This window comes from Labedaea rhizosphaerae (assembly GCF_004362825.1).
GTDB classification, from domain to species: Bacteria; Actinomycetota; Actinomycetes; order Mycobacteriales; family Pseudonocardiaceae; genus Labedaea; species Labedaea rhizosphaerae.
Genome location: NZ_SNXZ01000005.1, coordinates 63,550 through 88,198 on the forward strand (window position 1 = coordinate 63,550; position 24,649 = coordinate 88,198).

Consider the following 24,649-nt stretch of genomic DNA (forward strand, 5'->3'; position numbering starts at 1 on the left):
GGTCAATGAACCCAGGGCAGTCAAGTGACCGAAGGCAGTCGATGACCCAGGAATCCTTCCGCGGCACCCGGCCGGCGCGCAGCGAGCTGCGCGTCGGCGTGGTCGGCACCGGCATCATGGGCAAGGCCAACGCCGCCACGATCGCCTCGCACCCCGCTGTGCGCGTCACGGCCCTCACCAACAGAACACAGTCCAGCGCGGAAGAACTCGCCGGCAAGCTGCACGCCGACGGGCACGACCGGCCGACCGTCTACTCCGGACTCGACGAGCTGCTCGCCGCCGGCGTGGTCGACGCGCTGGTGATCGCGACACCGGACCACCTGCACGCCGACGCCATGGTCGCCGGCGCCGCGGCGGGCGTGGACCTGTTGGTGGAGAAGCCGTTCACCACCGACGTCGACCAGGCCGACCGGGCCGTCGAGGCGATCCGGTCGGCGGGCGTGGTGGCGATGTGCTTGTTCAACCACCGCTGGGTGCCCGCCTACGCGCAGGCGTACGCGTTGAGCGCCGACCTCGGCGAGGCGGTGGTCGGCCACACCCGCAAGAACGACACGCTCTTCGTGCCCACCGAGATGATCAAGTGGGCGGCCGGCACCACGTGCGCGTGGTTCCTGTCCAGCCACGACATCGACCTGGTCAGCTGGCTCTACCGGGACACGGTGGTCGAGGTCTTCGCGTCCGCGCGCAGCGGTGTGCTGACCGCGATGGGCATCGACACCCCGGACGCCATGCAGATCCAGTGCCGCTACTCGCGTGGCGCCGTCGCGACCTTCGAGTCGTGCTGGATCTACCCGAACACCTTCCCGACGGTCACCGACAGCTTCGTCGAGGCGGTGTTCGAGAAGGGCGTCACGCAACTGGACCGGCAGGTGGAGAACATCACCATCGCCACCGAGTCCGCGTTCCAGTACCCGCGCAACGCCTTGCAGCGCAACCTGCACGGCCAGCCCTCCGGCGCCTACCGCGACGCGGTGTTCCACTTCGTCGACTGCGCGCTGACCGGCAGGCAGCCGTTGATCGACGTGGCCAGCTCCCGGCACGTCACCGCCGTGCTCGCCGCGGCCCACGAGTCCGCGAAGCGGGGCGTGCCGATCCCCGTGGCCCCGGCCCCATGAGCCCGCCGGCGCCGGTCGAGCGGCCACCGCACGTGCACCCGACGCGCATGCGGCACATCGCCGACGACGACCTCGCGGCCGGCGTCGGCCTGCCCGGCGCGAGCCCCGCCGCGGTGCGCGCGCACCTGGCGGCACGACCCGATCGCCATCCGACGCCGGACCACAGGCAGTGGGCCGAGCAGGCGCGCGGCACCGCCGCGGCGGACGAGATCCTCGAGACGGCGAAGGAACTTCTGACCCGGGAGGTCGACTTCGTCTCGCCCGCGGCGGGGCGTTCGGGCCTGTACGGGCTGCACTACCTGACGTGGATGACGCCGCTGGTGCAGGCCTACGAACTCAGCGGCGACGACGCCTACCCGGCGGCGTTCGGCCGGATCTTCCGGGCCTGGTACGCCAGCCGGGACGTCGTGGTCGGCGACTGGCCGGGGCTCGACGTCGTCTGGTACTCGCTCGGTGTGTGGGCGCGGGCCATGGTGCTGGTGCCCGCGATGACGACCTTCGCCGAGACGCCCGCGCTGGACGACGCGACGTTCGCCGACATGCTGCGCACCGTGCTCGGCGGCGCCCGCTGGGCCGCCGAGGAGCACGACGAGTTCCGGCACGGCAACTGGCAGCTGGTGTGCGCGGCCGAACTCCTGCACGTGGCGGCCTTCCTGCCCGACGCCGAGGAGGCGCCGCAGTGGGCGCGCGTCGGCCGCGAGCGCACCCTGGAACACCTGGACCGCGACTTCTACCCCGACGGCGGCCACCACGAACGGTCGCCCGGCTACCACGTGCTCTGCCTGCAGGCGTTGCGGCGCGCGGAAGAGGTCGCCGGTCGCCACCTCGGCTGGCGGCCGTCGGACCACCCGGCCTTCGGCGCCGCCCACGACTGGCTCGCCGCCATGCGCACCCCGGCCGGCTGGGTCCCGGCCTGGCAGGACAGCCCGGTCGTCTACCCGGACATCGAACTGCCTGAGCCGAAGCCGGGCTCGAAGTTGTTGCCCAGCAGCGGGTACGCGATCCTCGCCGGGCAACCACCCGCCAATCCCTTCATGATCGTCAACGTCGGCCCCTACGTCGAGCACGAGCTCGAGTCGCACAGCCACCTCGCCGTGACCGACTTCGTGCTCGTGGCCTTCGACGCGCCGCTGGCGATCGAAGCCGGTGGCCCACCGACCTACGACGACCCGCTCTACCAGAGCTGGTACCGCTCCCCGGCCGCGCACAACGTCGTGACGCTGCCGGACGAGCAGATGACCACCGATCGGCGTTGCGAGCTCGACGAGTTCACCGTCACCGAGCACGTGACCGTCCTTCGGGCCCACCACCACGGGTACTCGCGGCGCGTCGAGCGCCGGATCCTCTTCGTGGCAGGCGATCCGGCGTACTGGCTGATCAGCGACACCGTCGACGGCGGCGGCCCGGCCACCTGGTCGATCCACGGCCCCGCGCAGTGGCGCAGCGTGGACGGCGGCTTCGCGAGCACCGGCGGCCCGGCGCTGCACGTCGTGCCCGCGCACCGCGCGCTGCTCGCGGCCCGCACCGAGGTCGGCGTCGGGCAGCTGCCGCGAGGCAAGCCACGCGAGTTCGGTCCACTGCACGCCTTGCGGCTGGACTCCCCCGTCGGCCGGTTCGACGTGCTGCTGACCGCCACGTCGACGGAATCCGTTGCGCCACCCCGCCTTTCGTCGTGTGACGGTGGGTGGCGGATCACCTGCGGCAGCTTCATCGACTCCGTTGACAGGGGCCGGTGGGAACGACGGGGCGCCGATGGTCAGGTCGTGGCCACGGCGCGGTGGGAGCAGCGATGACGCGGCTCCATGACGCCAACTGCCGGCTCGGCGGCTACCCGTGGGGTGTGGTCGGCGGGTCGGCAGTTCCCGACCTCTTGTCCGCAATGGACAGACTGGGCATCGAGCGGGCGCTGGTCAGCCACACCATGGCGTGGCGGCACGACCCCGCGACCGGCAACCGCCGGGTGGTGGCGGAACTGCGTGGCCAGCAACGCCTGCGGCCCTGCTGGGTCGCGTTGCCGGAGTCCTGCGGCGAGCTGGACAAGCCAGACCGCTTCGTCGCGGCGGCACTGGCCGCCGGCGTCGGCGCCATGCGGGTGTACCCGAAGGACCACGGCTTCGACCTCGACGACCCCGACTTCGCCCACTACGCCGCGGCGTTCGCCGAGGCGGGCCTGCCGTTGCTGGTCGACCTCGCCGAGGCCGGCTGGCGACCGATCGAGGCGCTCGCCACGGCCCACCCGCGCCTGGCCGTGATCGTCTGCCAGACCGGGTACCGGGTGCTGCGCCAGGCGATGGCGGTGCTCGGCCGGACCGAGAACGTCCACCTGGACCTGTCCGACCTGTCCACGCACGAGGGCTTGGAGTGGCTCGCCGCGACGGTCGGGCCGCACCGGCTGGTGTTCGGCACCGGCGGCCCGTTGCGCGACCCGGCCGAGGCGGTCACGCGGTTGCTGTGGTCGGAGCTGTCCGACGACGACGCCGCGGCCGTCGGGCACGCCAACCTGGAGGCGATGCTGCCAGGACCGGGGGTGTTCGGGTGAAGGCGCTGATCGACGCCCTGCGCGAGCGGCGCCCGCAGCAGGCCATCGAGATCATCGACGCGCACGCCCACGTCGGTCCCTACTCGTTGTTCTTCATCCCCCGCAACGACAGCGACGGCCTGGTCCGGGCGATGGACCGGTGCGGCGTGCGGCGCACGATCCTCTCCAGCCACCTCGGCATCCAGCTCGACGCGCGTGCGGGCAACGAGGAGACCGCGCGTGCCGTCGACCGCCACCCCGGCCGCATCCAGGGCTACATCGTGGTCAACCCGTGGCAGGACCCCGAGGCCGAGATCGCCCGCTGGGCCGGCGATCCGCGCTTCGTCGGCATCAAGGTCCACCCGGACCTGCACCACTACGCCGTGACCGGCGACCGCTACGCCGCCGTGTGGGAGTTCGCCGAGCGCACCGGGCGCCCGGTGCTGACCCACAGCTGGCTCGGCTCGCCCTACGACGACCTGCGCCAGATCGGCCAGGTCGCCGAGCGGCACCCCGAGGCCAACATCCTGGTCGGCCACGCGGGCGTGCTGCGTGAGGGCATCGACGAGGCCATCGCCATCGCCAAGGCGCACCCGCACCTCTACCTGGAGCTCTGCGGGTCGCACGGGCACGGCGAGCTGATCGTGCGGATGGCGCGCGAGGTGGGCGCCGAGCGCCTGGTGTACGGCTCGGACTTCCCGTTCATCGACATGCGTTCCTCGTTGGGGCGCCTGGTGTTCGCGGCCCTGGACGACGACGAGAAGACGATGGTCCTCGGCGGCACCATCGCCGGGCTGCTCGCTCACGCGGGTGAGCGGTCCTGACCCCGGGACCCGTCGCGACGCAACCGGCTCGGCGCGTGGCCGGTCTCCCGCTGCATGGTCGCGCGGAACTGCCGTTGCGTGCGGAACCCGCAGCGGCGCCCGACCTCACCGACGCTCAGCTCGCCCTCGGCCAGCAACCGCAACGCCCGCCGCACCCGCAAGCCGGTCAGCTGGTTCTTGACCGTCGTGCCACGCTCGCGGCGGAAGACGTGGGCGAGGTGGAACGGGCTGACGGCCAGCGCCTGCGCCAGGACGCCGAGGCTCAGGTCCGGCTCGCCGCACCGCTCCCGCAGGAGCCGCTCGGCGCGCTCGACCAACGGCGAGGGCGCCGTCGTGGCCGCCACCGCGCTCAGCCGGGTCATGCAGTCCAGCAGCCAGCCGGCGAGGTGGCTGTGCTCGTGGATGCCCGCGATCCCCGCCAGCTCGGCGACCGGCGTGTGGGCGAGGGCGCCGCGCATGTCGGGCGAGCCGGTGAGCGCATGGGTGACCTCCAGAACCAAGGCAGGCAGCCAAATGTCGAACACCTCGGAGGGCGGCACCCCGCGCCGCAACGCCGTCGCGGCCCAGCGCTGCACCAGCCCGGCCGCCTCGGTCGCGGACCCGGACCGCAGCAAGGCCGCCACCGGGCGCCGGAGGTCCGGTGGTTCGAACGCGCTCGGCGGGCCGAGGCTGAGGATCCGGCCCGTTCCGCCGAGCGTCTTGTAGGCGAGCGTCTCCCGGGCCAGGCGCGCCGCCTCCGCGGGCGCGAACGTGCCGTGCACGACCTGGCTCAGGCCGACCGACGCGGTGGTCGACGTCCGCGCGGCCACAGCGTCACGCAACCGGTGGGCGAGCCCGGATCCCTGTGCGGCCAACGCATCGGCGACCGGGCGGCGGATGGTCACCAGCCACGAGTCCGGCGGCTCGGGGCGTATCTCGACCCCGTCGAGCCCGTCGCATTCGGTGCGGACCAGCTCGCCTACGGACGCCAGCGTGGTCCGCGCCCACCCGGGACCGCGGCGATCGGCGTCGAGCTGGAAGTCGTCGAGGTCGAGCACCAGGGCAAGGGCGACCGGAGCGCTCATGCGGTGAGTCTAGGTCGACTGCCACCGCACGGGGTTGGTCAGCGTGCCGACGCCGGCCACCGTCGCGTGCATGACGTCGCCGTCGGCCACGGGCGCGATGCCCGCCATGGTGCCGGTGGCGATGACGTCGCCGGGCAGCAGCGTCATCCCGTCGGAGAGGTCGGCGAGCAGCCGCGGGAGCGGGAAGACCATCTGCTTGGTGTTCGCCCGCTGGCGCACCTCGCCGCCGACGGTCAGCGTGAGCTCGAGGTTCTGCGGGTCGGGCACCTCGTCCCTGGTCACCAGGTAGGGGCCGAGCGGGGCGAAGGTGTCGAAGCCCTTGAACTGGTCCCACGGCTGGTTGCGGGCGATGTTGGCCAGCTGCAGGTCCCGCGCGGTCATGTCGTTGACCACCGTGTACCCGGCGACCGCGTCCTGCCAGTTCTCCTCGGTGAGACCGTGGGCCACGTGCCCGATCACCACGGCGAGTTCGACCTCGTGTTCGACGTGCCGGGTGCGCGCGGGCGGGCGCACCACCGCACCGTGCCCGATCAAGGCGGTGGTCGGCTTGAAGAACAACACCGGCTCCGGTGGTACCTCGAGCCCGCTCTCGGCCGCGTGGTCGGCGTAGTTCAGGGCCAGGCAACAGATCTTGGTGCACGTGGCGACCGGGGGCTCGAACACGAGCTCGGCCGCCGCGAGCCGCTCGCCACCGGCGAGCCGTGCGGTGTGCTCGGCGAGCCGCTCCACGCCCAGCTCGGCGAGCGCGGCCACCGGGTCGGCGTCGGCGCACCCGTCGACCGAGGCGAGCGACACCAGTTCCTCGCCTTCGACCAGCGCCGCGAGCTCGATCCGTTCGCCCGGGCCGCGCCGGATCCGTGCCAACCGCATGCCACTCGCCTTTCGCCGGGTACCGGACCAACGTCGCGCATCCGCCCGGTCCCGGCAAGGCCGCTGCGTTGCGGTGACGTACGCGTTCTTGCGCGATGTGCCGGCGAAGCGTCCGCAGTCCGATGTCACGGGAGGTCCAGCCGATGATCAGGAAGCTCGATCGGACCGGGGAGCTCGCGGCCCGCGCCCAGCGGGTGCTGGCCGGTGGCGTGTCGAGCGACGCGCGCCGGATGCCCGGGGTGCCGTTGTTCGTCGACCACGCGCAGGGCGCCCACCTCATCGACGTGGACGGCACGAGGTACGTCGACTACGTGCTCGGCCAAGGGCCGGCGATCCTGGGGCACAGCTCGCCGGTCGTCGCGGCGGCCGTCGCCGCACAGGCCCGGCGCGGTGTCGTCTACTCCGCCCAGCACGAGGCGGAGGTCGAGGTCGCCGAGGCCGTGTGCCGGCTGGTGCCGAGCGCCGAACGCGTGCGCTTCAACTCGGTGGGCTCGGAGGCCGTGCACGGTGCGCTGCGCCTGGCCCGCGGGCACACCGGCCGCGCCAAGGTCCTCAAGTTCGAGGGGCACTACCACGGCTGGTTCGACCCGGTGCTCTACAGCGTCCACCCGGACCTGTCGCGCGCGGGCGACCCGCATGCGCCCAGCGCCGTCGGGGGCACCGGCGGCCAGCAGCTCAGCTCGTCGGCCGATCTCGTGGTCGCGCCGTGGAACGACCTGGCCGCGCTGACCGCGATCGTGGACCGGGAGGGCACCGACCTCGCGGCGATCATCCTCGAACCGATCCTGTGCAACACGGGCGTGATCATGCCGAAGCCGGGGTTCCTCGAGGGCGTCCAGAAGTTGTGCGCCGACATCGGCGCCCTGCTCGTCTTCGACGAGATCATCACCGGGTTCCGGATGGCGCCCGGCGGCGCGCAGGAGTACCTGGGGATCACCCCCGACCTCGCCACGTTCGGCAAGGCCATGGCGGGTGGCATGCAGTTGTCCGCGTTGGTGGGCAAGGCCGAGGTGATGGACGACATCGCCACCGGCAAGGTGGCGCACGCGGGCACCTTCAACTCCCACCCGGTCGCCATCGCGGCCGCGAAGGCCACGCTGGCGGTGCTCGACGAGCAGCGCGATGTCGTCTACCCGACGTTGTTCGACCTCGGCAACCGGCTCGCCGAGGGCCTGCGTGCGGCGGCCGCCAGGACCGGTGTTCCGCTGCTGGTCACCGGGCCCGGCCCGGTCGTGCAGACCTACGTCACCGAGGCGACCGAGGTGTCGGACTACCGCGACTTCGCCGCGACCGACCGGGCCACGATGGCGCGGCTGCACCAGCTCCTGCTCGACCGGGGCGTCAACATCGTGCCGCGCGGCCTGTGGTTCCTGTCCACCGCGCACACCGCCGACGACGTCGACCAGACCGTCGCGGTCGCCGAGGAGGCCCTTGCCGCGCTCTGACCGGAACGGAAAACGGCGGCCACCCGGTGAGGAGCACTATTGTTCACCGCACCTTCGGAAAGGGAGCGAATCCGATGACTCTGCCCGACGCCACCGGCACCGTCCGCATCGGTGTGGTCGGTCCCAGGGACGTCGTGCACCGGATGGTCGACGTCGGGCACCGGCTCGTGATGACCGAGGCGACCACCATGAGCCTGACCAGCACGAGCTACCAGAACTACCGCCAGATCCCCGGTCGCGTGCGTGGCATCGCCGAGGACGTGGACGTGCTGCTGTTCGCCGGCCCGCTCCCCTACGACATGGCGAAGGACGCCGGGGTGTTGACCCGTCCGGCCACCTTCGTCGAGCTGTCCGGGTCCTCGCTCTACGGCGCGATGCTGCGGACCATCCAGCGCGGTGACGTCGACCTGCGCCGGGTCAGCATCGACTCGCTACACCGCGACGCGATCGCCGAAGCCTACGACGAGTGCGACATCAGCCACGCGGCGGTGCACGCGATGCCTTACGAGGGACCGGAATCGGCGCTGCAGTTCGCCCGGTTCCACCGGGAGCTGTTCGAGCAGGGGCGCACCGGCGGCGCACTGACCACAGTGGACGCCGTCGACCGGGAGCTGCGCCGGGCCAAGGTGCCGACCGTCCGCATCCGGGCCACCGGCTCGGCGCTGCGCGCGTCGTTGCGCACGGCCACGTTCCTCGGCGCCGGGAGCATGCTCGGTGAGGCGCAGGTCGTGGTCGGCGTCGTCGAGATCCCCGAGGTGCCGCGGCGGCCGGGCACCGACCCGCGCGGCGCGTGGGCGGCCACGGAGCTGCGCATGGAGGTGGTGCGCGCGCTGCGCCCCGAGGCCGACCGGCTGGCCATCAGCCTGATGCCGCGCACCGACACCAGTGTCGCGCTGGTGGCGACGCTCGGCTCGATCACCGAGGCCACGCAGGGCTTCACCCGCGCGCCGTTCGTCACGGTGGTGCGCCGGGCCACCGGCGTGACGCCCTACGTCGGGCTCGGCACCGGGGCGACGGCGGCGGCCGCCGAGACCAACGCCGAGCGGGCCCTCGTGGACGCGCGGGCCAGCGGCGCGGCGCGGGTCTACGTGCGCCTGCGCGACGGCTCGACCATGGCCATGAACCACGGAACCGAGTCCGCGCCGGCTGATGCACCCATGCCGGACCCGCGCCGTCGCGAGGCACTGGCGACCTTGCGTGCCGGGCTCGCCGACGAGGGCTCCGACGACGCCAAGGTGGTGGACGCCAAGCTGGCCGCCGAGTTGCTCGGCACCAGCCCGCGCACCGCCCGCCGCGTGCTGCAGGACCTCGCTCGCGACGGGCTCGCCTGGCCTGTCCCGCCGGCCGCGGCCCTGAGCCGGGGTCGGCCGCGGCAGACCTACCGGCTGGTCAACGGTCGCTGACGGGGCCGGCCAGGTCACCGGTTGGGCGCTGTCCTGTGGATCTCGGTCGATGGGCTTCGTGATCGAGGTGGTTCCTGGCAAGGCGGCGGGAAGCCCTCGTACCGGAGGTACTCGGGCTTTCCGCCAACGCCGCCAGGGGCCGCCTCGGCGCGAAGACCGCGACCACGGATCCGCAGGACAGTGCCTAACGCCCGGACCGGCACCCGGTCACCAGGTACAGCGTCGCGGCTCCTTGATGGTCCACCACGGTCAGACCGGAGTTGACCGCCGCCGTGTCGATGGCGCGGTAGTGCGCGTTCATGCCCAGGTACTGCGGTCCGCCGAAGTCGAGGACGAACCAGCTGCGCTGCGCCCGCACGGCCGCGCAGACGGCGGGGTCGGTGCGCAGCTCGGGCAGGTGGTCCAGGACAAACTGCGTCTTCGCGGGAACCTTGGTGCCGTACTGCAGGATCAGCGCGCGCCGATCGGCCAGGGCGTAGCTGAACGACGCCCCCGACCACGGGTTGCCGATGACCGTGTCACCGATGGGTACCGTGCGATCCAGGCGGGCCAGCAACGCGCGTTCGTCGGGCGAGAGCATGTCGCTGCGCTGGAACACGTTGCCGCCCGTGCCGATGGCCGAGTTGACCGAGCTGCGCTGCCCGGCCACGCCGATCCCGGCGGCGACGACGAACGCCAGCACGGCGACCAGCGGCGCCGAAAGCCTTGCCCGGTCGGGGAAACGCAGGGTCATCGCGGCGCGCAGGCGGGTGCAGCTCCACGCCGCCGCGATGGTGCAGAGCACCACGGCGAACACGGGTAGCTGCGCGGCCAGCCGGTGCGGGTCGTCGTACCAGATCCCGGCCAGGAAGCTGCGCACCCGCCCGGGTTTGCCGGCCGAGGTCGCCACGTACAGCGCGGCGGCGATCAGGTACCCGCCGAGCACCCACCAGCTGACCTGCCTGCGCAGCGCCAGCCCGGCCGCGACGACGGTCAACGCGAGCACGACCCACGTCGGCCCGAGCTTCATCGTGCCCACGGTCAGCACCTCGCCGATGGCTTGGGAAAGCGTCTGGACCGGTTGCCAGTGCGAGCCGTCCGCACTCGGGCGCACCTCGGCCCACACCACGGCGCCGGCCGCGAGGTAGCCGGCGAGCAGCGCCACCGGGATCCAGCGGCGGGCGCCGGTGGCGTGGCGCCGGTACCGGATGATCGCGACCACCAGCACCGGCACCGAGAACACGGCGAGCGCGAGGAATTCGCTCGGGTGCGCCAGCGCCAGACCGGCAGCGGCCGGCACGAGGGTCAGCACCAGCAGCCAGCGCGGGGTGCCGTGCCGCGCGCCGACCCCGGCCGCCATCGCCACGAGCGCGAGCACGGCCGGAAGCAGTGCCACCGCAAGGAAGAACGGGTACAACGGGCCGAAGTACAGGAGCTGGTAAGGGAAAGCGCCGAACACGGCGGCGAGGCCACCGGCCAGCAGTACCGGCACCGGCCGGGTCCCGGTGACCCTCGTGGTCAGGAAGATGCACGAGACGGGCCACACCAGCGCGGCCACCACGATCGTCACCGCGGTCACCGCCGCGGGGATGGACGTGCCGGTCACCTGCACGACGAGGCTCACCAGGTCGTGCCACGCCGCCGGGTAGGGGTGTACCCGGTCGCTCGCGCCGAGTTCCCCCAAGGTCAGCGACGACCCGGACCCGGTGTCCAGGACCGAGCGGATCGCGTTGAGGTGGAACAGGTTGTCCCACGCCTGCGAGATGTTGTCCGGCCCGCCGATCAGCCGCACCAGCCCGCGGGTCAGCAACACCGCCGGGATCAGCACCGCGCCCGCGTGCACCACCAGCGTCCACCGGGCCCGCAGCGGCGCGGCCGGTCGCGACCCGAACGCGGCGGGTGCGAACCGGCGCACGGCCAGGCCGCCGAGCGCGGCGAGCACCGACGCCGCCAGCACCGGCCACACCGACCAGCGCAGGCCGAGGACGGGGCAGAGCACCGCCATCCCAGCGGTGACACCGACCGACACCGGCGCGGCCGCCCCGGCCGCGACCAGCCCACGCAACCCCCAGCACCGGCCGAGCGCATACCCCGGCAGGAACACGATCACCGCCGCGCACAGCACGATCGGCGACAATTGCCACCACGTCATCAAGTCCCCCTTTTTGGCCACGCCGAAACAGCGGCGCCGGCGCCCGCCGGTGACCGCTCGAAGTCATTCCCCCGCAATTGCACTGAGGACGCTCTTCCTGACGGGTCGGTTGCCTCGAATTCCTTGGCAGCGCAAGTGATGCGTGGACGTAACACCAGGAACGCGAACAACGATGGAATTCGTTCGACGGCGACCCGGAGGCGGCAGAAGAAATGTCGAGGGGAACGGTTACGCCGTGAAGCCGAGCAGTCCGGGCGCGGGGTCGCAAGCCGCCGCAACTCGGCGGGCCGGGAGCGCGGCGATCCGGAACGCCCGAACCCGGGCTATTGACAGCACAGGGATCGTTGAGGATACAACTATCCAAGCCGACTGCCCTGAATGACCCACTCGGGACACTCAACGCCCCCAATGGGCCATTCAGGGCAGTCGCCGGCGGGAGGAGGGCGGGCCATGGTCACGATCCCGCGCGCGCGGGCCTTCGCGACCGCCGGCGTCGAGCCGTGGGAGCAGCACAACGCCGACTCGTTGATCGCCCTCGCGTGCCGTCCGCCGGCCGAGCGGCCGTTCGCCGCGACCGAGGTCAACCTGCAGCTCGAACGCACGCACCTGGCCCGCGTCCGGGGCACCCGGCACGTGGTCGAGCGCTCCGCGGCCACGATCGAACGCAGCCCGGCCGACGCGATCGCCGTCTACGTGACGGTCATGGGTGACGCCGTCTTCGAGCAGGACGGCCGGCGGCGGGTGCTGCGACCGGGTCAGCTCCTCGTCTGCGACGCCGACCGGCCCTTCCTGCGCGGGTTCGGCCACGGCCTCGACGAACTGGCCGTCAAGGTGCCGCGCACGGAGTTCGCCCAGCTCACCGGGCAGCACACGGTCGGCGACCCGGTCGTCGTCGAGACGAGCGAGAACCCGCACGGCCACGCGCTGGCCAGGCTCGTCGCCCGGGCCGTGCGCACCGACAACCCGGTGCCCGCGGACGACCAGGCGGTGCTGGAGCTCGTCGCGGTGCTCGCCGGCCACGCCGAGCTGCCGGTCGCCCACCGGGCCGCCGCGCGGGCGTTCATCGAGGAGCACCTCGCCGACCCCGCCCTGTCCGCGTGCGACATCGCGACCGCCACGGGCATCAGCGAGCGACACCTCTCGCGGCTCTTCGCGGCCGCGGACACGAGCGTGCCCAAGCACGTCCTGGCGCGCCGGCTCGACGCCGCCCACAGCGTGCTCACCACGGACAAGGACCTGCGAACCGCGGACGTGGCCGTGCGCTGCGGCTTCACCTCGGTCGCCTACTTCTCGCAGAGCTTCCGCAAGCGGTTCGGTGTCACCGCGGGCGAGGTCCGGCGCGGGTTCTCATTTCCGCCATCCCCGCCGGGATCGATGGCCTGACCTCGGCGCCGCCGCCGACACTCGCACGCATGACAGCCATGTGCGAGACCGACGTCCTCATCGTCGGTTCCGGCCCGGCCGGGGCGTCGGCGGCGTTGTTCCTCTCGACGCTCGGCGTCGACAACATCATGGTCACCAAGTACCGGTGGACCGCGAACACGCCCCGCGCGCACATCACCAACCAGCGGGCCATGGAAACGTTCCGGGACATGGGGATCGAGCAGCAGGTGCTGGCCGAGGCCACCCCGCACCACCTGGTCGGCGACACGGTGTTCTGCACGTCGATCGCCGGTGAGGAGATCGGCCGCATCCACACGTGGGGCACGCATCCCGCCCGTGAGGCCGACTACCAGCTGGCGTCGCCGTGCCTGGTGGTCGACATCCCGCAGACCTACCTCGAGCCGATCCTGGTCAAGAACGCCACCCAGCGCGGGACGCACACCCGCTTCGCCACCGAATACGTCTCCCACGAGCAGGACGACGACGGCGTCGACGTGCTCGTGCGCGACCGGCTGACCGGCACCGAGTACACGATCCGGGCCAAGTACCTGATCGGCGCGGACGGCGCGCGCTCCCAGGTCGCCGCCGACCTCGGCCTGCCCTTCGAGGGCGCGATGGACCTCGCGGGCTCGATGAACATCACCTTCAAGGCCGACATCGCCGCCTACGTGGGGCACCGGCCGTCGGTGCTGTACTGGGTCATCCAGCCGGGCGCGAACGTCGGCGGCATCGGCGCGGGCCTGGTGCGGATGGTGCGGCCGTGGAACGAGTGGCTGATCGTCTGGGGCTACGACATCAACGAACCGCCGCCGGTGGTCGACGACGCGGCCGCGACCCGGATCGTGCGCGATCTGCTCGGCATGCCGGACATCGACGTCGAGATCACCGGCACCAGCCTCTGGGGCAACAACGAGATGTACGCGACCCACCTGCGGAAGGGGCGCGTGTTCTGTGCCGGCGACGCCATCCACCGGCACCCACCGAGCAACGGCCTGGGCTCGAACACCTCCATCCAGGACTCCTACAACCTGGCGTGGAAGCTCGCGCTGGTCCTGCGCGGCCAGGCCGAGCCGAGCCTGCTCGACACGTACTCGACCGAGCGGGCGCCGGTGGCCGAGCGGATCGTCAAGCGGGCCAACCAGTCCAGCCGCGAGTTCGTGCGGTTCTTCGAGGTGCTCGGGCTGCTCGACGCCACCAGCGAGGAGGAGATGCGCGCCGCCATCGAGGAACGCAAGGCGAACACGCCCGCGGGCGCGGCGAAGCGGGCCGCGCTGATCGAGGCCATGGAGCTGAAGAACTACGAGTTCAACGCGCACGGCATGGATCTCGGGCAGTTCTACGAATCCGACGCCGTCGTCTCGGACGGCCCGTTGCCGGAGCCGGCCCGCGACGAGGTCTTGTACTACGAGATGTCGACCGTGCCCGGCTCGCACCTGCCGCACGCATGGGTCGGCGACACGATGTCGAAGCGGGCGATGATGGACCTCGTGCCGTACGACCGGTTCACGCTCATCACCGGCATCGCGGGCGAGGCGTGGACCGACGCGGCCGACAAGGTCGCCCACGACCTCGGCGTTCCCCTCGAGACGGTCGTCATCGGGCCGGGCCGCGCGGTGACCGACCTGTACTACGACTGGGCCAAGCTGCGCGCGGTCGAGGAAGACGGCGCCGTGCTGGTGCGACCGGACAAGCACATCGCGTGGCGGTCGATGACAATGCCGTCGGACCCCGCGGACGCGTTGCGCGGCGCGTTGAGCAGGGTCCTCGGGAGAGGGTGAGATGCGCTTCGACCACGACACCCTGGCGCAACGGGTCCGGTTCGGCTCCGGGCTGGCGGCGGCGAACCTCGCCGCCGAGGCCGAGGCGCTCGGGGCGGCACGGCTGATGGTGATCTCGTCGCCGTCGTCGCGGGCGGTGGCCACGCGCATCGCCGCCGACGTCCCGGTCGCCCACTGGCACGACGAGGTCGTCATGCACGTGCCGGTCGAGGTGGCTTCGCGGGCGCGCGCCGCGGCGGCCGCGCACGAGGTGGACGCCCTGGTCAGCGTTGGCGGCGGCTCGGCGACAGGGCTGGCCAAGGCCGTCGCGCTGACCACCGGACTGCCGATCGTCGCGGTGCCGACCACCTACGCGGGCTCGGAGGCGACCAGCGTCTGGGGCCTCACCGAGAACGCACGCAAGACGACCGGCACCGATCCCCGGGTGCTGCCCCGCACGATCGTGTACGACGCGGCGCTGACGGTCGGCCTGCCGGTGGAGCTGAGCGTGGCGTCCGGCCTGAACGCGCTGGCCCACTGCGTCGACACCATGTGGGCCCCTCGCACCGACCCGATCAACCAGGCCCTTGCCGCCGAGGGGATCCGTGCCCTCCACATCGGACTGCCCGCGGTGACGGCCGATCCGGCCGGGTTGGACGGACGGGAACACGCCCTCTACGGCGCCCACCTCGCCGCGGTGGCGTTCGCGTCGGCGGGCTCGGGCTTGCACCACAAGATCTGCCACGTGCTCGGCGGGATGTTCGACCTCCCGCACGCCCAGACCCATGCGGTGGTGCTCCCCCACGTGCTGGCGTTCAACGCACCGTCCGCCCCGTCGGCCGAGCGGCGCATCGCCGCCGCCTTCGACGCTCCGTCCGCGGTGGACGGACTGGCTCAGCTGCGGGCACAGCTCGACGCCCCGCGCGCATTGCGTGACTACGGCATGCCCGCCGCCGGCATCGACGCGGCCGCCGCGGCCGTGCTGGCGGCTGTTCCCGCCGGCAACCCCACCCCCGTGACTCTCGAGAACCTCACGACGCTGCTGCGCGCGGCCTGGGAAGGAACGCCATGACCTCCGCTGAACAGGACCGTCGCGAGGCCGAGCTCGTCGAGCGGGTCGAGCGTTCGTTCGACGGTTGCGCCGATCCGCGGCTGCGGGAGCTGATGACCGCGCTGGTGCGGCACCTGCACGGCTTCGTCCGCGAGGTCCGGCTGACCGAGGCCGAGTGGGCCGCGGCGATCGAGTTCCTCACCGCCGCCGGGCACATCACCGACGACAAGCGCCAGGAGTTCATCCTGCTCTCGGACGTGCTGGGCCTCTCGATGCAGACCATCGCGGTCAACAACGAGGCGTACGGGGACGCCACGGAGGCAACGGTCTTCGGGCCGTTCTTCGTGTCCGGCAGCCCGGCCATCCCGCTGGGTGGTGACATCTCCGGCGGTGCGCCCGGCGAGCCGTGCTGGGTCGAGGGCATGGTGACCGACAGCTCGGGCAAGCCGCTGGCGGGCGCTCGCATCGAGGTCTGGGAGGCCGACGAGGACGGCTTCTACGACGTGCAGTACACCGACGACCGCGTGGCCGGGCGGGCCCACCTGTTCACCGACGCCGAGGGCCGGTACGCGTTCTGGGGCACGACGCCCACGCCCTACCCCATCCCGCACGACGGCCCCGTTGGCGCGATGCTCGAGGCGGTCGGACGCTCGCCCATGCGGGCGGCGCACCTGCACTTCATGGTCAGCGCCGAGGGCCGGCGGACGCTGGTGACCCACATCTTCGTCCGCGGTGACGAGCAGCTGGACTCGGACACCGTGTTCGGCGTGAAGGACTCGCTGGTCCGCGACTTCGACCGCCAGGACGCCGGTACGCCGGCCCCGGACGGCCGCGTGATCGAAGGCACCTGGTCCCGCGTGCGGTTCGACATCGTCCTGGCCCCGGCCTCGGCGTGACCGTCCACTAGGGTCGGGGCATGTCGATAATTCCGGATACGTCCGGATTCCAGCGCGAAGACGACGACGTCTGGGTGGACCCGGCCACCGGGGACGTGATGTCGTCGCACTTCTTCGACCTGGTGCCGAACCTGCCCGCGGGCCTCGACGACCTGCCGCGACTGCGGCACGAACTGGCCGTGCAGACGGCGGCGGACGGCGGTCTGGTCGAGGCGTTCGTCGTCACGGTGGACGGGCAGCCCGCGCTCCTGCAGATCGTGAAGCTGCCGCTGCCCGACCGGCCCGGGCTCGGGTTCATCGCCTCGATCACGGTGCCGAAGGACACGTGCAGCGCCGTGCTGAAGCTGACCGCGGTGGAGGGACCGACGACCGGCATCCGCGAGTCGATGGTGCTCGCGGACACCATCAGCGAGACCGGGAGCCCCGACGCGTTCGCCAGCCCGCACCCGTACGCGCCCGAGACCAGCCCGAAGCTGCCCTGGAACCGCGCCGACGACCCGCGCTACGACGAACGCATCCCCGACCACCCGCTCAGCCGGTGCCGCCGGTGGTTGCGGCACGTGCTCGCCACCGCCCGCTTGGCGCCGGAGTTCGCCGCCAAACCCGCGTTCGGGTCGCCGGTGTCGGTGTCGATCGGCTTGCCGATCGGGCCGTTCCTGCCGTTGTGGGTGAACCAGGAGATGACCTTCTGGCAGATGCAGGACCCCGACGCCGTGCGTGCGCTGCTCGGCCGGAGCAAGACCGATCGGCGCCCGATCAGCGGGACCGACGAGGCGTGGGAAGCGGCGTGGCTGCACCCCGCGGCCGGCACGCTCGCCTTGGCGGGGAACCTGCCGCCGGTGCGGGTGGCGCCGGTGAGCGACGAGACGGCGTACACGAGCATCACCGCCGAGGACCTCACCGGGCTGTTCGACTGGATCGGTGAGGTGTCCGTCGCCGCGGGCGATCGGGACGAGATCCTGATCCTGACCCCGAAGGCCGAGGCCGACGGCCACAACTTCGTGCTGATGTGCCGGCTGCCTGCCGACGGCGACCGCGCGAAGCCCTACTGCGTCGTGGAAGCGTCCCCGGTGCCGGTGGGCGCGGAGTTCTGGGACACCTTGCCGCCCCCGTCGAACCCGAAGAAGGCCGGCTACGCCTACTTCGCCGACGACGCCCAGCACCAGGCCCGCACCGACGGCCGGATGACCTTGTGGGCCGTGGAAACCTGGGACGTGCACCCGTTCCGGCTCATCCTGGCGTACCGGCCGAACCAGGCCATGCGCGTCACCGCTGAGGCGTCGGCTCCGCTTCCGGCACCCTGAACGGCGTGGCCTGCCGTTGCCCCGCGCAACGGCAAGCCACTTGCCTTCAGAATCGCCGCTTGCCGTCAGGCCCGCGGGTCCGGTGACCGCACGAGGGCGATGGCGGCCACCGCGAAGCCGACCGCGTTCAGGCCCCATGCCGCGAAGTCGAGCGGGTGGCTGGCCAGGATGACCGCGGCGACGAAGTGCAGTGGCTGAGCGACGATCGTCGCCACGGCCGCCCACCGGGGAACGACGCGCGAGAGCCAGAGCGCGACGCCGAGCAGCACCGTCCCGGCCACGTGGCCCGCCACGAAGATCGCGTCCGCGATGACCGCGGTGGGGTGCGACCCGTCGAACTGGCGGGCGAGCACGGCGAAGTCCACGTGGTCGCGCACGCCGGACAGCAGTGCCGCGTCGGCCGCGACCAGCAGGCCGAGCGCGAGGTAGCCCGGCACCAGCAACACCAGTGCGGCGGTCGTCGTGCGCGGCGCCGCGGGACGGGTCAGCCGAGCGACCCACAGCACGGCGGGCACCAACGTCAGCAGCCCGGCGAACCCGAGCCAGACGATGAGCGACTGCGCCTGCTGGTGCGCGGCCACCTTCGCGACGATCGTGGCGCTGTCGTCCGTGGTGTTGTACGGCATGACGAGCCGGAGCACGGCGATCACGGCCGGGCCGATCGGCAGCAACGCGGCCATCAGCCACCGTGACATCCGGGACACCGGCGCGGGGCGCGGCGAGGACAGCACGGGCGCGGCGGTGGCGGTCATCGCAGCGCCCCGATCCGCGGAGCGAGCACGAGAGCCGCACCGGTCACCGTGATGGCGAGCCCGGCGGCGACGGCCGCTACGAGCATGCCCGGCGTCCCCGCCACGAACACCGCGGGCACCGCCGCGAGGGCGGACATGACGCGCCCCGCGACGAGCGGGACGATCGCGCGCTTCGCACCGCGCCACGCCGACACGACCAGGGCCAGGCTGACCAGCCCGAGCACGGCGGCGCCGAGCGCGATCGGCATCGGTGGGTGGTCGCCGTCGGTCACCAACGGCGTCAGCAGGTCGAGGACCGAGATCAGGCCGAGCAGGACCAGCCCGGCACGCAGGGAACGGGACACGAGAACCTCCAAAGTTCGACTGCGTCCACGGTGGACTCCCGGTCGTTCCCCGCACCCGAGCCCGCGTTCCGCGGTCACGGGGAAATCGCCCGGGACATTCGGGACCGCGTGCCCGGGACACCGGGAACGCGCGGGCGGACACTGAGCGCATGGCAGCCGGTCGCACCCTCGCGGCGGGCCTCGGCGCGCTCGCGATGGCCGAGGTCGGCGGCGCCGTCGTGGCCACGCTCGGCGTCGGCTGGTCGTGGCGGCAGGCGCTGGACGCCTTCGTGGTGACGAACTCGGTGATCGGCGCGGCCTTCGCCCTCTGCGGCGCGATCATCGCGTGGCACCGGCCCCGCAACCCGATCGGCTGGCTGTTGCTCGCCGACGGCCTCGGGCACGCGACCAGCGCGCTCAGCGGGCCCGTGGCGCAGGCCCTGCACGACGGCGGCGCGCCCGTGGCGCTGCAGCGGCTCGCGGCCACCGCGTTCGCGTACTCGTGGCCGTGGTCGATCGGCTTGTTCCTCCCGCTGGCGCTGGTGTTGTTCCCGGACGGCCGGCCACCCAGCAGGCGATGGCGGCCCGTGGTCGTCGCGTTGATCGTGACCGGGCCGCTGTTCGTCCTGGAGAGCGGCCTCGACCCGCAGCCACCGGCGCCCGGCCTGCCCGCCGGCTACCTGACCCTGTCCGCCTACGACCAGCTGAGTCCGTTGTGGACGGTTTCGGAGCTCCGCGTCCTGGCCGCGTTGCTCGTCGCGATCGCGGCCGTGGTCGTGCGCTACCGGCGCGGCGACGACGTGGTGCGCAGGCAGCTGTTGTGGTTGTTGCTCGCGACCGTCACCGCGGCCGGGTTCATCGTGCCGTGGTCGCTGGTCGCGGGCACACCGGTTGCCGTGTTGTTCGCCATCCCGCTGATCCCGGCCGCGGTGACCATCGCGATCGTGCGCCACGGGCTGCTCGACATCCGGCTCGTGGTGTCCCGGGTGATCGCGTGGGTGCTGCTGTCCGGGGCCGTGGTGGTGACCTACGGGATCCTCGTCGGGCTGGTGGCCGCGCAGCTGGGCCGCTCGGCGGTGGCGACGATCGTCGTGGCGTTGCTGATCGCGCCGGTGCTCCCGCGCCTGCAGCGACTGGTCGACCGCGCCCTCTACGGCGATCGAAGCGACCCGGCGCGGGTGGTGTCGCGGGTCGGCGAGCAGCTCGCCGGACCGGGCCTTTCCGGTGTCGTGTCGGCGATCCGGGCCGCGTTGCGGGTCCCTTACGCCGCGGTCGTCACGCCCGACGGGTTGCTGGCCGAGGCCGGCACGGCGTCCGGCGCGGTCGAGTCAGTGCCGCTGGAGTACGGCGGCGCGACCGTCGGCGAACTGCGTGTCGGCGCCCGGCCCGGCGAGGGCGGCCTCGGCACGGCCGACCGCACCGTGCTCGGGTTGATGGCGGCTCCGCTCGCGGTCGCCGTGCACGCCACGCAGCTCTCGGCCCAGCTGCAGAGCTCACGGGAACGCATCGTGACCGCGCAGGAGGAAGAACGCCGCCGGCTGCGGCGCGACCTGCACGACGGGCTCGGCCCGACGCTCACCGGCGTCGCGCTCACCGCGGACGCCGCCACCAACGTCCTGCGCACGGACCCCGACCGCGCCGGCGAACTGCTGACCGCGATCCGCACCGACGTCCGCACCGCGATCGCCGATGTGCGCCGGCTCGTCGAGGACCTGCGCCCGCCCGCCATCGACGAACTCGGCCTGCTCGGTGCGTTGCGGCAACGCGCCGAGCACCTGGCCTGGCGGGCGGACGGAGCGGCCCTGCGGATCCGCCTCGAGGTCCCCGAGCGGTTGCCCGCGCTGCCCGCGGCGGTGGAGGTGGCGGCCTACCGGATCGCCACCGAGGCGCTGACCAACGTGGTGCGCCACTCGGGAGCGTCCACTGTGGTCCTGAGACTGCACTGCGCCGACGACCTGCACGTCGAGGTGGTCGACGACGGGCCGCCGGACGGACCGTGGCGGCCGGGCGTCGGGCTGGTGGCGATGCGCGAGCGCGCCGCCGAACTCGGTGGCCGGCTGGACGCCGGGCCTTCGGCGACCGGCGGACGGGTGCACGTGCGGCTACCTTTGGCGGTGCCATGAACGACATCCGGGTCGTGATCGCCGACGACCACCCGATCGTCCGCGACGGCATGGCGGCGTTGCTGGCGTCCCTGCCGGGCTTCACCCTCGCGGGCGTCGCGGCGACGGGACGCGCGGCCGTGCGCGAGGTGGTCACGGCCAAGCCCGATGTCGCGGTGCTCGACCTGCAGATGCCCGATCTGGACGGCATCGCGGCCACCAAGGAGATCGTCCGGGCGGCACCGGGCGTCGCCGTCCTCGTGCTGACCATGTTCTTCGATGACGACTCGGTGTTCGCCGCCATGCGTGCGGGCGCTCGCGGCTACCTGGTGAAAGGTGCCGAGCAGGAGGAGATCGCCCGGGCCATCCGCGCCGTCGCGGCGGGCGAGGCGATTTTCGGACCCGCGGTGGCGCAACGGGTTCTGGGCTTCTTCGCGGCGCCGCCGGTCGCGGCCGCGCGGTTCCCCGAGCTGACCACCCGGGAGCACCAGGTGCTCGACCTGATCGCCGCGGGGCTGCCGAACGCCGCGATCGGCGAGCGCCTCGGCGTCGCCGCGAAGACGGTGGCGAACAACGTCTCCGCGATCTTCGCCAAGCTCCAGGTCGCCGACCGCGCCGCGGCCATCATCCGGGCCCGCGACGCCGGTCTCGGCCGCGGCTGAGCACTCCGGCCGCTCGTCAGGCCGCCTGCCCCAATGCGGCAAGGTCCTGAGAGCCAAGACCGAGTGCGGCGAGGCCGGTGTCGGTCAGCGACACGGCACCGGCCGCACCACCCTGGGCGCTTCTGATCAGCCCGGCCCGGGCGAGCCGCGCGCCGGCGAACTGGTCGCTGCAGCACAGCCCGTCGATGGTCAGTGCGGGGCACGCCCCGGCGGACATGGCGCAGCGTCCGGCGGCGACCGCGCGGAGCACGGATCGGTCCCGGTGGGTGAGGTCTGCGGTGGTGCTCATCGTGGTCTCCTTCCCTGGTCTGCTCCTTACACGTGCGACGAACGGGATCGGCTCGAATCGACACGACGATTCTTTTTGCTGAACCGAACAGCTCGGCCCGGACCGCGCGGGCAGATGGTTCAGCGGGTTTGGTGTTGCCTGGGCGGCGAGTCCTCCTGGGTGGCAGCCCAGGAGGCGAGCAGGCGCAGGGCTTCCTCCGACGCCGAGCCCGGCTCGGCGGTGTAGATGGTGAGGGTGAGCCCGGGCGCGGCGGCCATCTCCAGTCCTTCGTAGGCGAGCGTGAGGTCGCCGACGACGCAGTGGTGGAAGCGTTTGGTGCCGGTGCCGTGGTGGCGGACGTTGTGGGCGCCCCAGCGGGTGCGGAACTCGTCGCTGCGGGTGCACAGTTCGCCGACGAGGTCGTGCAGGTCCTTGTCGTGGGGGTTGCGGCCTGCCTCGGTGCGCAGGATGGCGACCACGATGTCGGCGGCGACGTCCCAGTCGGGGTAGAAGCGGCGGGAGGCCGGGTCGAGGAAGTTGAAGCGGGCGAGGTTGGCCTGGTTGTCGCGGCTGGCGTAGACCTCGCTGTAGAAGGCGCGGGCGAGTTGGTTGGCGGCCAAGAGGTCCATGCGGCCGTTGCGGACGAAGGCCGGGCCGGCCGTGATCGCGTCGAGGGTCCATTGCAGGCTGCGGTGCGGGGTCCACTGGCGGCTTGGGCGGCGGCGGGGCCGGGTCAGGACGTCGGAGCCGTCGGCGGCTTGGGCCAGGTTCATCAGGTGGGCGCGTTCGGCGTCGTCGAGCTGGAGCGCCCGGGCCACGGCTTCCAGGACGGCGGGCGAGACGCCGGCGAGGTTGCCGCGTTCGAGTTTGGCGTAGTACTCGACGCTCATGTCGGCGAGCGCGGCGACCTCGCTGCGGCGCAGACCAGGGACGCGCCGGCGGGCGCCCGCGGGAAACCCGGCCTGCTCCGGGGTGATCTTCGCGCGCCGCGAGCTGAGGAACTCGCGGACCTCGTCACGGTTGTCCACACCCCGACCGTACGTCCTGCGAGCAGCCGTAGGGGTGTACCGCCGGTACACCTTTCGATGGTGACTCGCTGCGCACCCGAGGCGCGCGTTGACTGGCTGACGTCGACCAACGACGACGCCGACGCACCACGGAAGGGAACCTTGTCATGCGCGGAGCTGTGATCCACGCCCCCGGCGATGTCCGGGTCGAGACGCTCGAGGACCCGAAGATCCGCCACTCGACCGACGCGATCATCCGCACCGCCCTCACCTGTGTGTGCGGCTCCGACCTGTGGCCCTACCGCGGGTTGGAGCCGGTCGGCGACCCGCACCCCATGGGCCACGAGTACATCGGCGTCGTGGAGGAGGTCGGCAGCGCGGTCACCGCGGTCACGCCGGGCCAGTTCGTCGTCGGCTCCTTCGCCACCTCGGACAACACGTGCGCGAACTGCCGCAACGGTTTTCCCTCCAACTGCCTGCACCGGGAGTTCATGAGCACGTGCCAGGCCGACCACGTCCGCATCCCCAACGCCCAGGGCACCCTGGTCGCCACCGACCACGTTCCCGGCGAGGAGTTCTGGCCGAGCCTGCTGGCCGTCTCGGACGTCATGGGCACCGGCTGGTGGGCCGCCGACGCCGCCGGGGTCCGGCCCGGGAGCACGGTCGTGGTGGTCGGTGACGGCGCGGTCGGCCTGTGCGGGATCATCGCCGCCCAGCAGCTGGGCGCCGAACGGATCATCGCGATGAGCCGCCACGGGTCCCGCCAGGAACTGGCTCGGGAGTTCGGCGCCACGGACATCGTCAGCGAGCGCGGCGACGACGGTGTCGCCAGGATCAAGGACCTCACCGGCGGTATCGGCGCCGACAGCGTGCTGGAGTGCGTCGGCACCGCCGAGGCCATGCGGCAGGCGCTGCGCTGCGCACGGCCCGGGGGCAACGTCGGTTTCGTCGGCGTGCCGCATGAGGTCGCTGTCGACGGGGAGGAACTGTTCTACTCCCACGTCGGCCTGCGGGGCGGGCCCGCCCCGGTGCGCCGCCACCTGCCCGACCTGATCGACCGCGTCCTGAGCGGCCGGATCGACCCGGGGAAGGTCTTCGACCTCACCCTCCCCCTGGATCAGGTCGCGGAGGGCTACCGGGCGATGGACGAGCGCCGCGCCATCAAGGCCCTCCTCACGCCCTGACCGGCTTTGGGCGCCACGCGCACCCGACCCACGGACCATGCCTTGCACAGCAAGCCGCGTCCTGCTCCGTGGCGCGGCAGCCACTCTGCTGCTCGCGGTCACCGCCTGCACCACCAACTCACCGGACACCGCCGCGCCCGCCGCCTCCGCCGCATCGACGGGCCGGCCGGAGCCACGGACGTCCACCACTTTGTCCGCCACCGACAGGAACACCGCGATGCACCTCCGCGTCACCCTCGACGGCCGGCCCGTCGACGCCACCCTGAACGACAGCGCCACCGCGGGCGATCTCGCCACCCTGCTGCCGCTCACCCTGGAACTGAAGGACTTCCACGGGACGGAACGGATCGGGTACCCGCCACGCAAGCTGACCACCGCCCCCGCTCCCACCCCGACCGCAGCCAAGGCGGGCGACCTCGCCTACTACGCGCCCTGGGGCAACCTCGCCCTGTTCCACCGCGACGGCCCCGCCGCGTCGCCCGACCTCCTCGTCCTCGGGCACCTCGACGCCGACGCCGACCAGCTCGCCCGGGCCGAACGCATCACCATCGAGGCCGCCGCGTGACCTCGCTTCCTGGCACGCAAAGAAG

22 protein-coding genes are annotated in these 24,649 nt (G+C 72.5%); 15 read left to right on the top strand and 7 right to left on the bottom strand.

Annotated features, from left to right (window positions below; translation table 11 throughout):
* Positions 1-41 precede the first annotated feature (41 nt).
* From EV186_RS26965 to EV186_RS26980, 4 genes are read left to right on the top strand one after another with little or no spacing between them, the layout of a single operon-like run.
* Complete coding sequence (locus EV186_RS26965; protein WP_133852260.1) at positions 42-1,115, top strand: Gfo/Idh/MocA family protein; 1,074 nt, start codon at positions 42-44, stop codon at positions 1,113-1,115.
* Positions 1,112-2,908 carry a heparinase II/III family protein gene (locus tag EV186_RS26970; protein WP_133852261.1) on the top strand — a complete coding sequence of 599 codons (1,797 nt, stop codon included), beginning with the start codon at positions 1,112-1,114 and terminating at the stop codon, positions 2,906-2,908. The genes EV186_RS26965 and EV186_RS26970 overlap by 4 nt, the downstream gene beginning before the upstream one ends.
* Entirely contained in the window at positions 2,905-3,654 is a 750-nt protein-coding gene (locus EV186_RS26975) for an amidohydrolase family protein (RefSeq protein WP_133852262.1), read from the top strand. Before EV186_RS26970 ends, EV186_RS26975 begins: the two co-directional genes overlap by 4 nt.
* The gene (locus tag EV186_RS26980; protein ID WP_133852263.1) at positions 3,651-4,457 is read left to right on the top strand and encodes an amidohydrolase family protein; all 807 of its coding nucleotides are present in this window, start codon (positions 3,651-3,653) and stop codon (positions 4,455-4,457) included. Before EV186_RS26975 ends, EV186_RS26980 begins: the two co-directional genes overlap by 4 nt.
* Here EV186_RS26980 and EV186_RS26985 read toward each other — a convergent pair.
* The gene (locus EV186_RS26985) at positions 4,436-5,521 is read right to left on the bottom strand and encodes a helix-turn-helix transcriptional regulator (RefSeq protein ID WP_133852264.1); all 1,086 of its coding nucleotides are present in this window, start codon (positions 5,519-5,521) and stop codon (positions 4,436-4,438) included. The genes EV186_RS26980 and EV186_RS26985 overlap by 22 nt on opposite strands.
* A gap of 9 nt (positions 5,522-5,530) precedes the next feature.
* Positions 5,531-6,391 (bottom strand): fumarylacetoacetate hydrolase family protein, encoded by an 861-nt coding sequence (locus EV186_RS26990; RefSeq protein WP_208115812.1) that lies wholly within the window; start codon positions 6,389-6,391, stop codon positions 5,531-5,533.
* A 143-nt stretch (positions 6,392-6,534) separates the two neighbouring features.
* Here EV186_RS26990 and EV186_RS26995 point away from each other — a divergent pair, with 143 nt between their 5' ends.
* Both EV186_RS26995 and EV186_RS27000 read left to right on the top strand, forming a co-directional pair.
* Positions 6,535-7,836: an aspartate aminotransferase family protein gene (locus tag EV186_RS26995; protein ID WP_166659352.1), complete on the top strand. Its 1,302-nt coding sequence runs from the start codon at positions 6,535-6,537 to the stop codon at positions 7,834-7,836.
* A gap of 74 nt (positions 7,837-7,910) precedes the next feature.
* Complete coding sequence (locus EV186_RS27000) at positions 7,911-9,239, top strand: helix-turn-helix domain-containing protein (RefSeq protein ID WP_133852266.1); 1,329 nt, start codon at positions 7,911-7,913, stop codon at positions 9,237-9,239.
* Positions 9,240-9,423: 184 nt separating this feature from the next.
* Here EV186_RS27000 and EV186_RS27005 read toward each other — a convergent pair whose 3' ends face one another.
* On the bottom strand, positions 9,424-11,370 hold the full coding sequence (locus EV186_RS27005; protein ID WP_133852267.1) for a DUF6541 family protein: 1,947 nt from the start codon (positions 11,368-11,370) through the stop codon (positions 9,424-9,426).
* 450 nt (positions 11,371-11,820) lie between these two features.
* Here EV186_RS27005 and EV186_RS27010 point away from each other — a divergent pair, with 450 nt between their 5' ends.
* The 5 genes from EV186_RS27010 to EV186_RS39510 are packed head-to-tail and all read left to right on the top strand — an operon-like array spanning position 11,821 to position 17,761.
* Positions 11,821-12,753, top strand: coding sequence for a helix-turn-helix domain-containing protein (locus EV186_RS27010; RefSeq protein WP_133852268.1), 933 nt, complete (start codon positions 11,821-11,823; stop codon positions 12,751-12,753).
* A gap of 29 nt (positions 12,754-12,782) precedes the next feature.
* Entirely contained in the window at positions 12,783-14,531 is a 1,749-nt protein-coding gene (locus EV186_RS27015; RefSeq protein ID WP_133852269.1) for an FAD-dependent oxidoreductase, read from the top strand.
* 1 nt (position 14,532) lies between these two features.
* Positions 14,533-15,582 carry a maleylacetate reductase gene (locus EV186_RS27020; protein ID WP_133852270.1) on the top strand — a complete coding sequence of 350 codons (1,050 nt, stop codon included), beginning with the start codon at positions 14,533-14,535 and terminating at the stop codon, positions 15,580-15,582.
* Complete coding sequence (locus tag EV186_RS27025) at positions 15,579-16,457, top strand: intradiol ring-cleavage dioxygenase (RefSeq protein ID WP_133852271.1); 879 nt, start codon at positions 15,579-15,581, stop codon at positions 16,455-16,457. The genes EV186_RS27020 and EV186_RS27025 overlap by 4 nt, the downstream gene beginning before the upstream one ends.
* Positions 16,458-16,477: 20 nt before the next feature.
* Positions 16,478-17,761, top strand: coding sequence for a hypothetical protein (locus tag EV186_RS39510; RefSeq protein WP_208115813.1), 1,284 nt, complete (start codon positions 16,478-16,480; stop codon positions 17,759-17,761).
* A gap of 65 nt (positions 17,762-17,826) precedes the next feature.
* On the opposite strand, the gene EV186_RS27035 is transcribed toward EV186_RS39510, so the two are convergent.
* Positions 17,827-18,513 carry a hypothetical protein gene (locus EV186_RS27035; protein ID WP_133852272.1) on the bottom strand — a complete coding sequence of 229 codons (687 nt, stop codon included), beginning with the start codon at positions 18,511-18,513 and terminating at the stop codon, positions 17,827-17,829.
* On the bottom strand, positions 18,510-18,857 hold the full coding sequence (locus EV186_RS27040; protein ID WP_133852273.1) for a hypothetical protein: 348 nt from the start codon (positions 18,855-18,857) through the stop codon (positions 18,510-18,512). Before EV186_RS27040 ends, EV186_RS27035 begins: the two co-directional genes overlap by 4 nt.
* Before the next feature lie 149 nt (positions 18,858-19,006).
* On the opposite strand from EV186_RS27040, the gene EV186_RS40205 reads away from it, so the two are divergent.
* Positions 19,007-20,959, top strand: coding sequence for a sensor histidine kinase (locus EV186_RS40205; protein WP_133852274.1), 1,953 nt, complete (start codon positions 19,007-19,009; stop codon positions 20,957-20,959).
* Entirely contained in the window at positions 20,956-21,600 is a 645-nt protein-coding gene (locus EV186_RS27050; RefSeq protein ID WP_133852275.1) for a response regulator transcription factor, read from the top strand. The genes EV186_RS40205 and EV186_RS27050 overlap by 4 nt, the downstream gene beginning before the upstream one ends.
* 16 nt (positions 21,601-21,616) lie before the next feature.
* Here EV186_RS27050 and EV186_RS27055 read toward each other — a convergent pair whose 3' ends face one another.
* Positions 21,617-21,889: a hypothetical protein gene (locus tag EV186_RS27055; protein ID WP_133852276.1), complete on the bottom strand. Its 273-nt coding sequence runs from the start codon at positions 21,887-21,889 to the stop codon at positions 21,617-21,619.
* Positions 21,890-22,008: 119 nt separating this feature from the next.
* Positions 22,009-22,896: a helix-turn-helix transcriptional regulator gene (locus tag EV186_RS27060; protein ID WP_133852277.1), complete on the bottom strand. Its 888-nt coding sequence runs from the start codon at positions 22,894-22,896 to the stop codon at positions 22,009-22,011.
* Between the two features lie 146 nt (positions 22,897-23,042).
* On the opposite strand from EV186_RS27060, the gene EV186_RS27065 reads away from it, so the two are divergent.
* Together EV186_RS27065 and EV186_RS27070 are read left to right on the top strand one after the other, a co-directional pair.
* Positions 23,043-24,059: a zinc-dependent alcohol dehydrogenase family protein gene (locus EV186_RS27065; RefSeq protein ID WP_133852278.1), complete on the top strand. Its 1,017-nt coding sequence runs from the start codon at positions 23,043-23,045 to the stop codon at positions 24,057-24,059.
* A 37-nt stretch (positions 24,060-24,096) separates the two neighbouring features.
* On the top strand, positions 24,097-24,624 hold the full coding sequence (locus EV186_RS27070) for a cyclophilin-like fold protein (RefSeq protein ID WP_133852279.1): 528 nt from the start codon (positions 24,097-24,099) through the stop codon (positions 24,622-24,624).
* The last annotated feature ends 25 nt before the right edge of the window (positions 24,625-24,649 follow it).

Coding starts and splice junctions, on each gene's coding strand:
- EV186_RS27065 (WP_133852278.1), top strand. CDS start 23,043: ATGCGCGGAGCTGTGATCCACGCCCCCGGCGATGTCCGGGTCGAGACG.
- EV186_RS26995 (WP_166659352.1), top strand. CDS start 6,535: ATGATCAGGAAGCTCGATCGGACCGGGGAGCTCGCGGCCCGCGCCCAG.
- EV186_RS26990 (WP_208115812.1), bottom strand. CDS start 6,391: ATGCGGTTGGCACGGATCCGGCGCGGCCCGGGCGAACGGATCGAGCTC.
- EV186_RS27015 (WP_133852269.1), top strand. CDS start 12,783: ATGACAGCCATGTGCGAGACCGACGTCCTCATCGTCGGTTCCGGCCCG.
- EV186_RS26975 (WP_133852262.1), top strand. CDS start 2,905: ATGACGCGGCTCCATGACGCCAACTGCCGGCTCGGCGGCTACCCGTGG.
- EV186_RS26965 (WP_133852260.1), top strand. CDS start 42: ATGACCCAGGAATCCTTCCGCGGCACCCGGCCGGCGCGCAGCGAGCTG.
- EV186_RS26985 (WP_133852264.1), bottom strand. CDS start 5,521: ATGAGCGCTCCGGTCGCCCTTGCCCTGGTGCTCGACCTCGACGACTTC.
- EV186_RS27000 (WP_133852266.1), top strand. CDS start 7,911: ATGACTCTGCCCGACGCCACCGGCACCGTCCGCATCGGTGTGGTCGGT.
- EV186_RS27050 (WP_133852275.1), top strand. CDS start 20,956: ATGAACGACATCCGGGTCGTGATCGCCGACGACCACCCGATCGTCCGC.
- EV186_RS27055 (WP_133852276.1), bottom strand. CDS start 21,889: ATGAGCACCACCGCAGACCTCACCCACCGGGACCGATCCGTGCTCCGC.
- EV186_RS27035 (WP_133852272.1), bottom strand. CDS start 18,513: ATGACCGCCACCGCCGCGCCCGTGCTGTCCTCGCCGCGCCCCGCGCCG.
- EV186_RS27070 (WP_133852279.1), top strand. CDS start 24,097: ATGCCTTGCACAGCAAGCCGCGTCCTGCTCCGTGGCGCGGCAGCCACT.
- EV186_RS27010 (WP_133852268.1), top strand. CDS start 11,821: ATGGTCACGATCCCGCGCGCGCGGGCCTTCGCGACCGCCGGCGTCGAG.
- EV186_RS40205 (WP_133852274.1), top strand. CDS start 19,007: ATGGCAGCCGGTCGCACCCTCGCGGCGGGCCTCGGCGCGCTCGCGATG.
- EV186_RS27025 (WP_133852271.1), top strand. CDS start 15,579: ATGACCTCCGCTGAACAGGACCGTCGCGAGGCCGAGCTCGTCGAGCGG.
- EV186_RS26970 (WP_133852261.1), top strand. CDS start 1,112: ATGAGCCCGCCGGCGCCGGTCGAGCGGCCACCGCACGTGCACCCGACG.
- EV186_RS27005 (WP_133852267.1), bottom strand. CDS start 11,370: ATGACGTGGTGGCAATTGTCGCCGATCGTGCTGTGCGCGGCGGTGATC.
- EV186_RS27020 (WP_133852270.1), top strand. CDS start 14,533: ATGCGCTTCGACCACGACACCCTGGCGCAACGGGTCCGGTTCGGCTCC.
- EV186_RS39510 (WP_208115813.1), top strand. CDS start 16,478: ATGTCGATAATTCCGGATACGTCCGGATTCCAGCGCGAAGACGACGAC.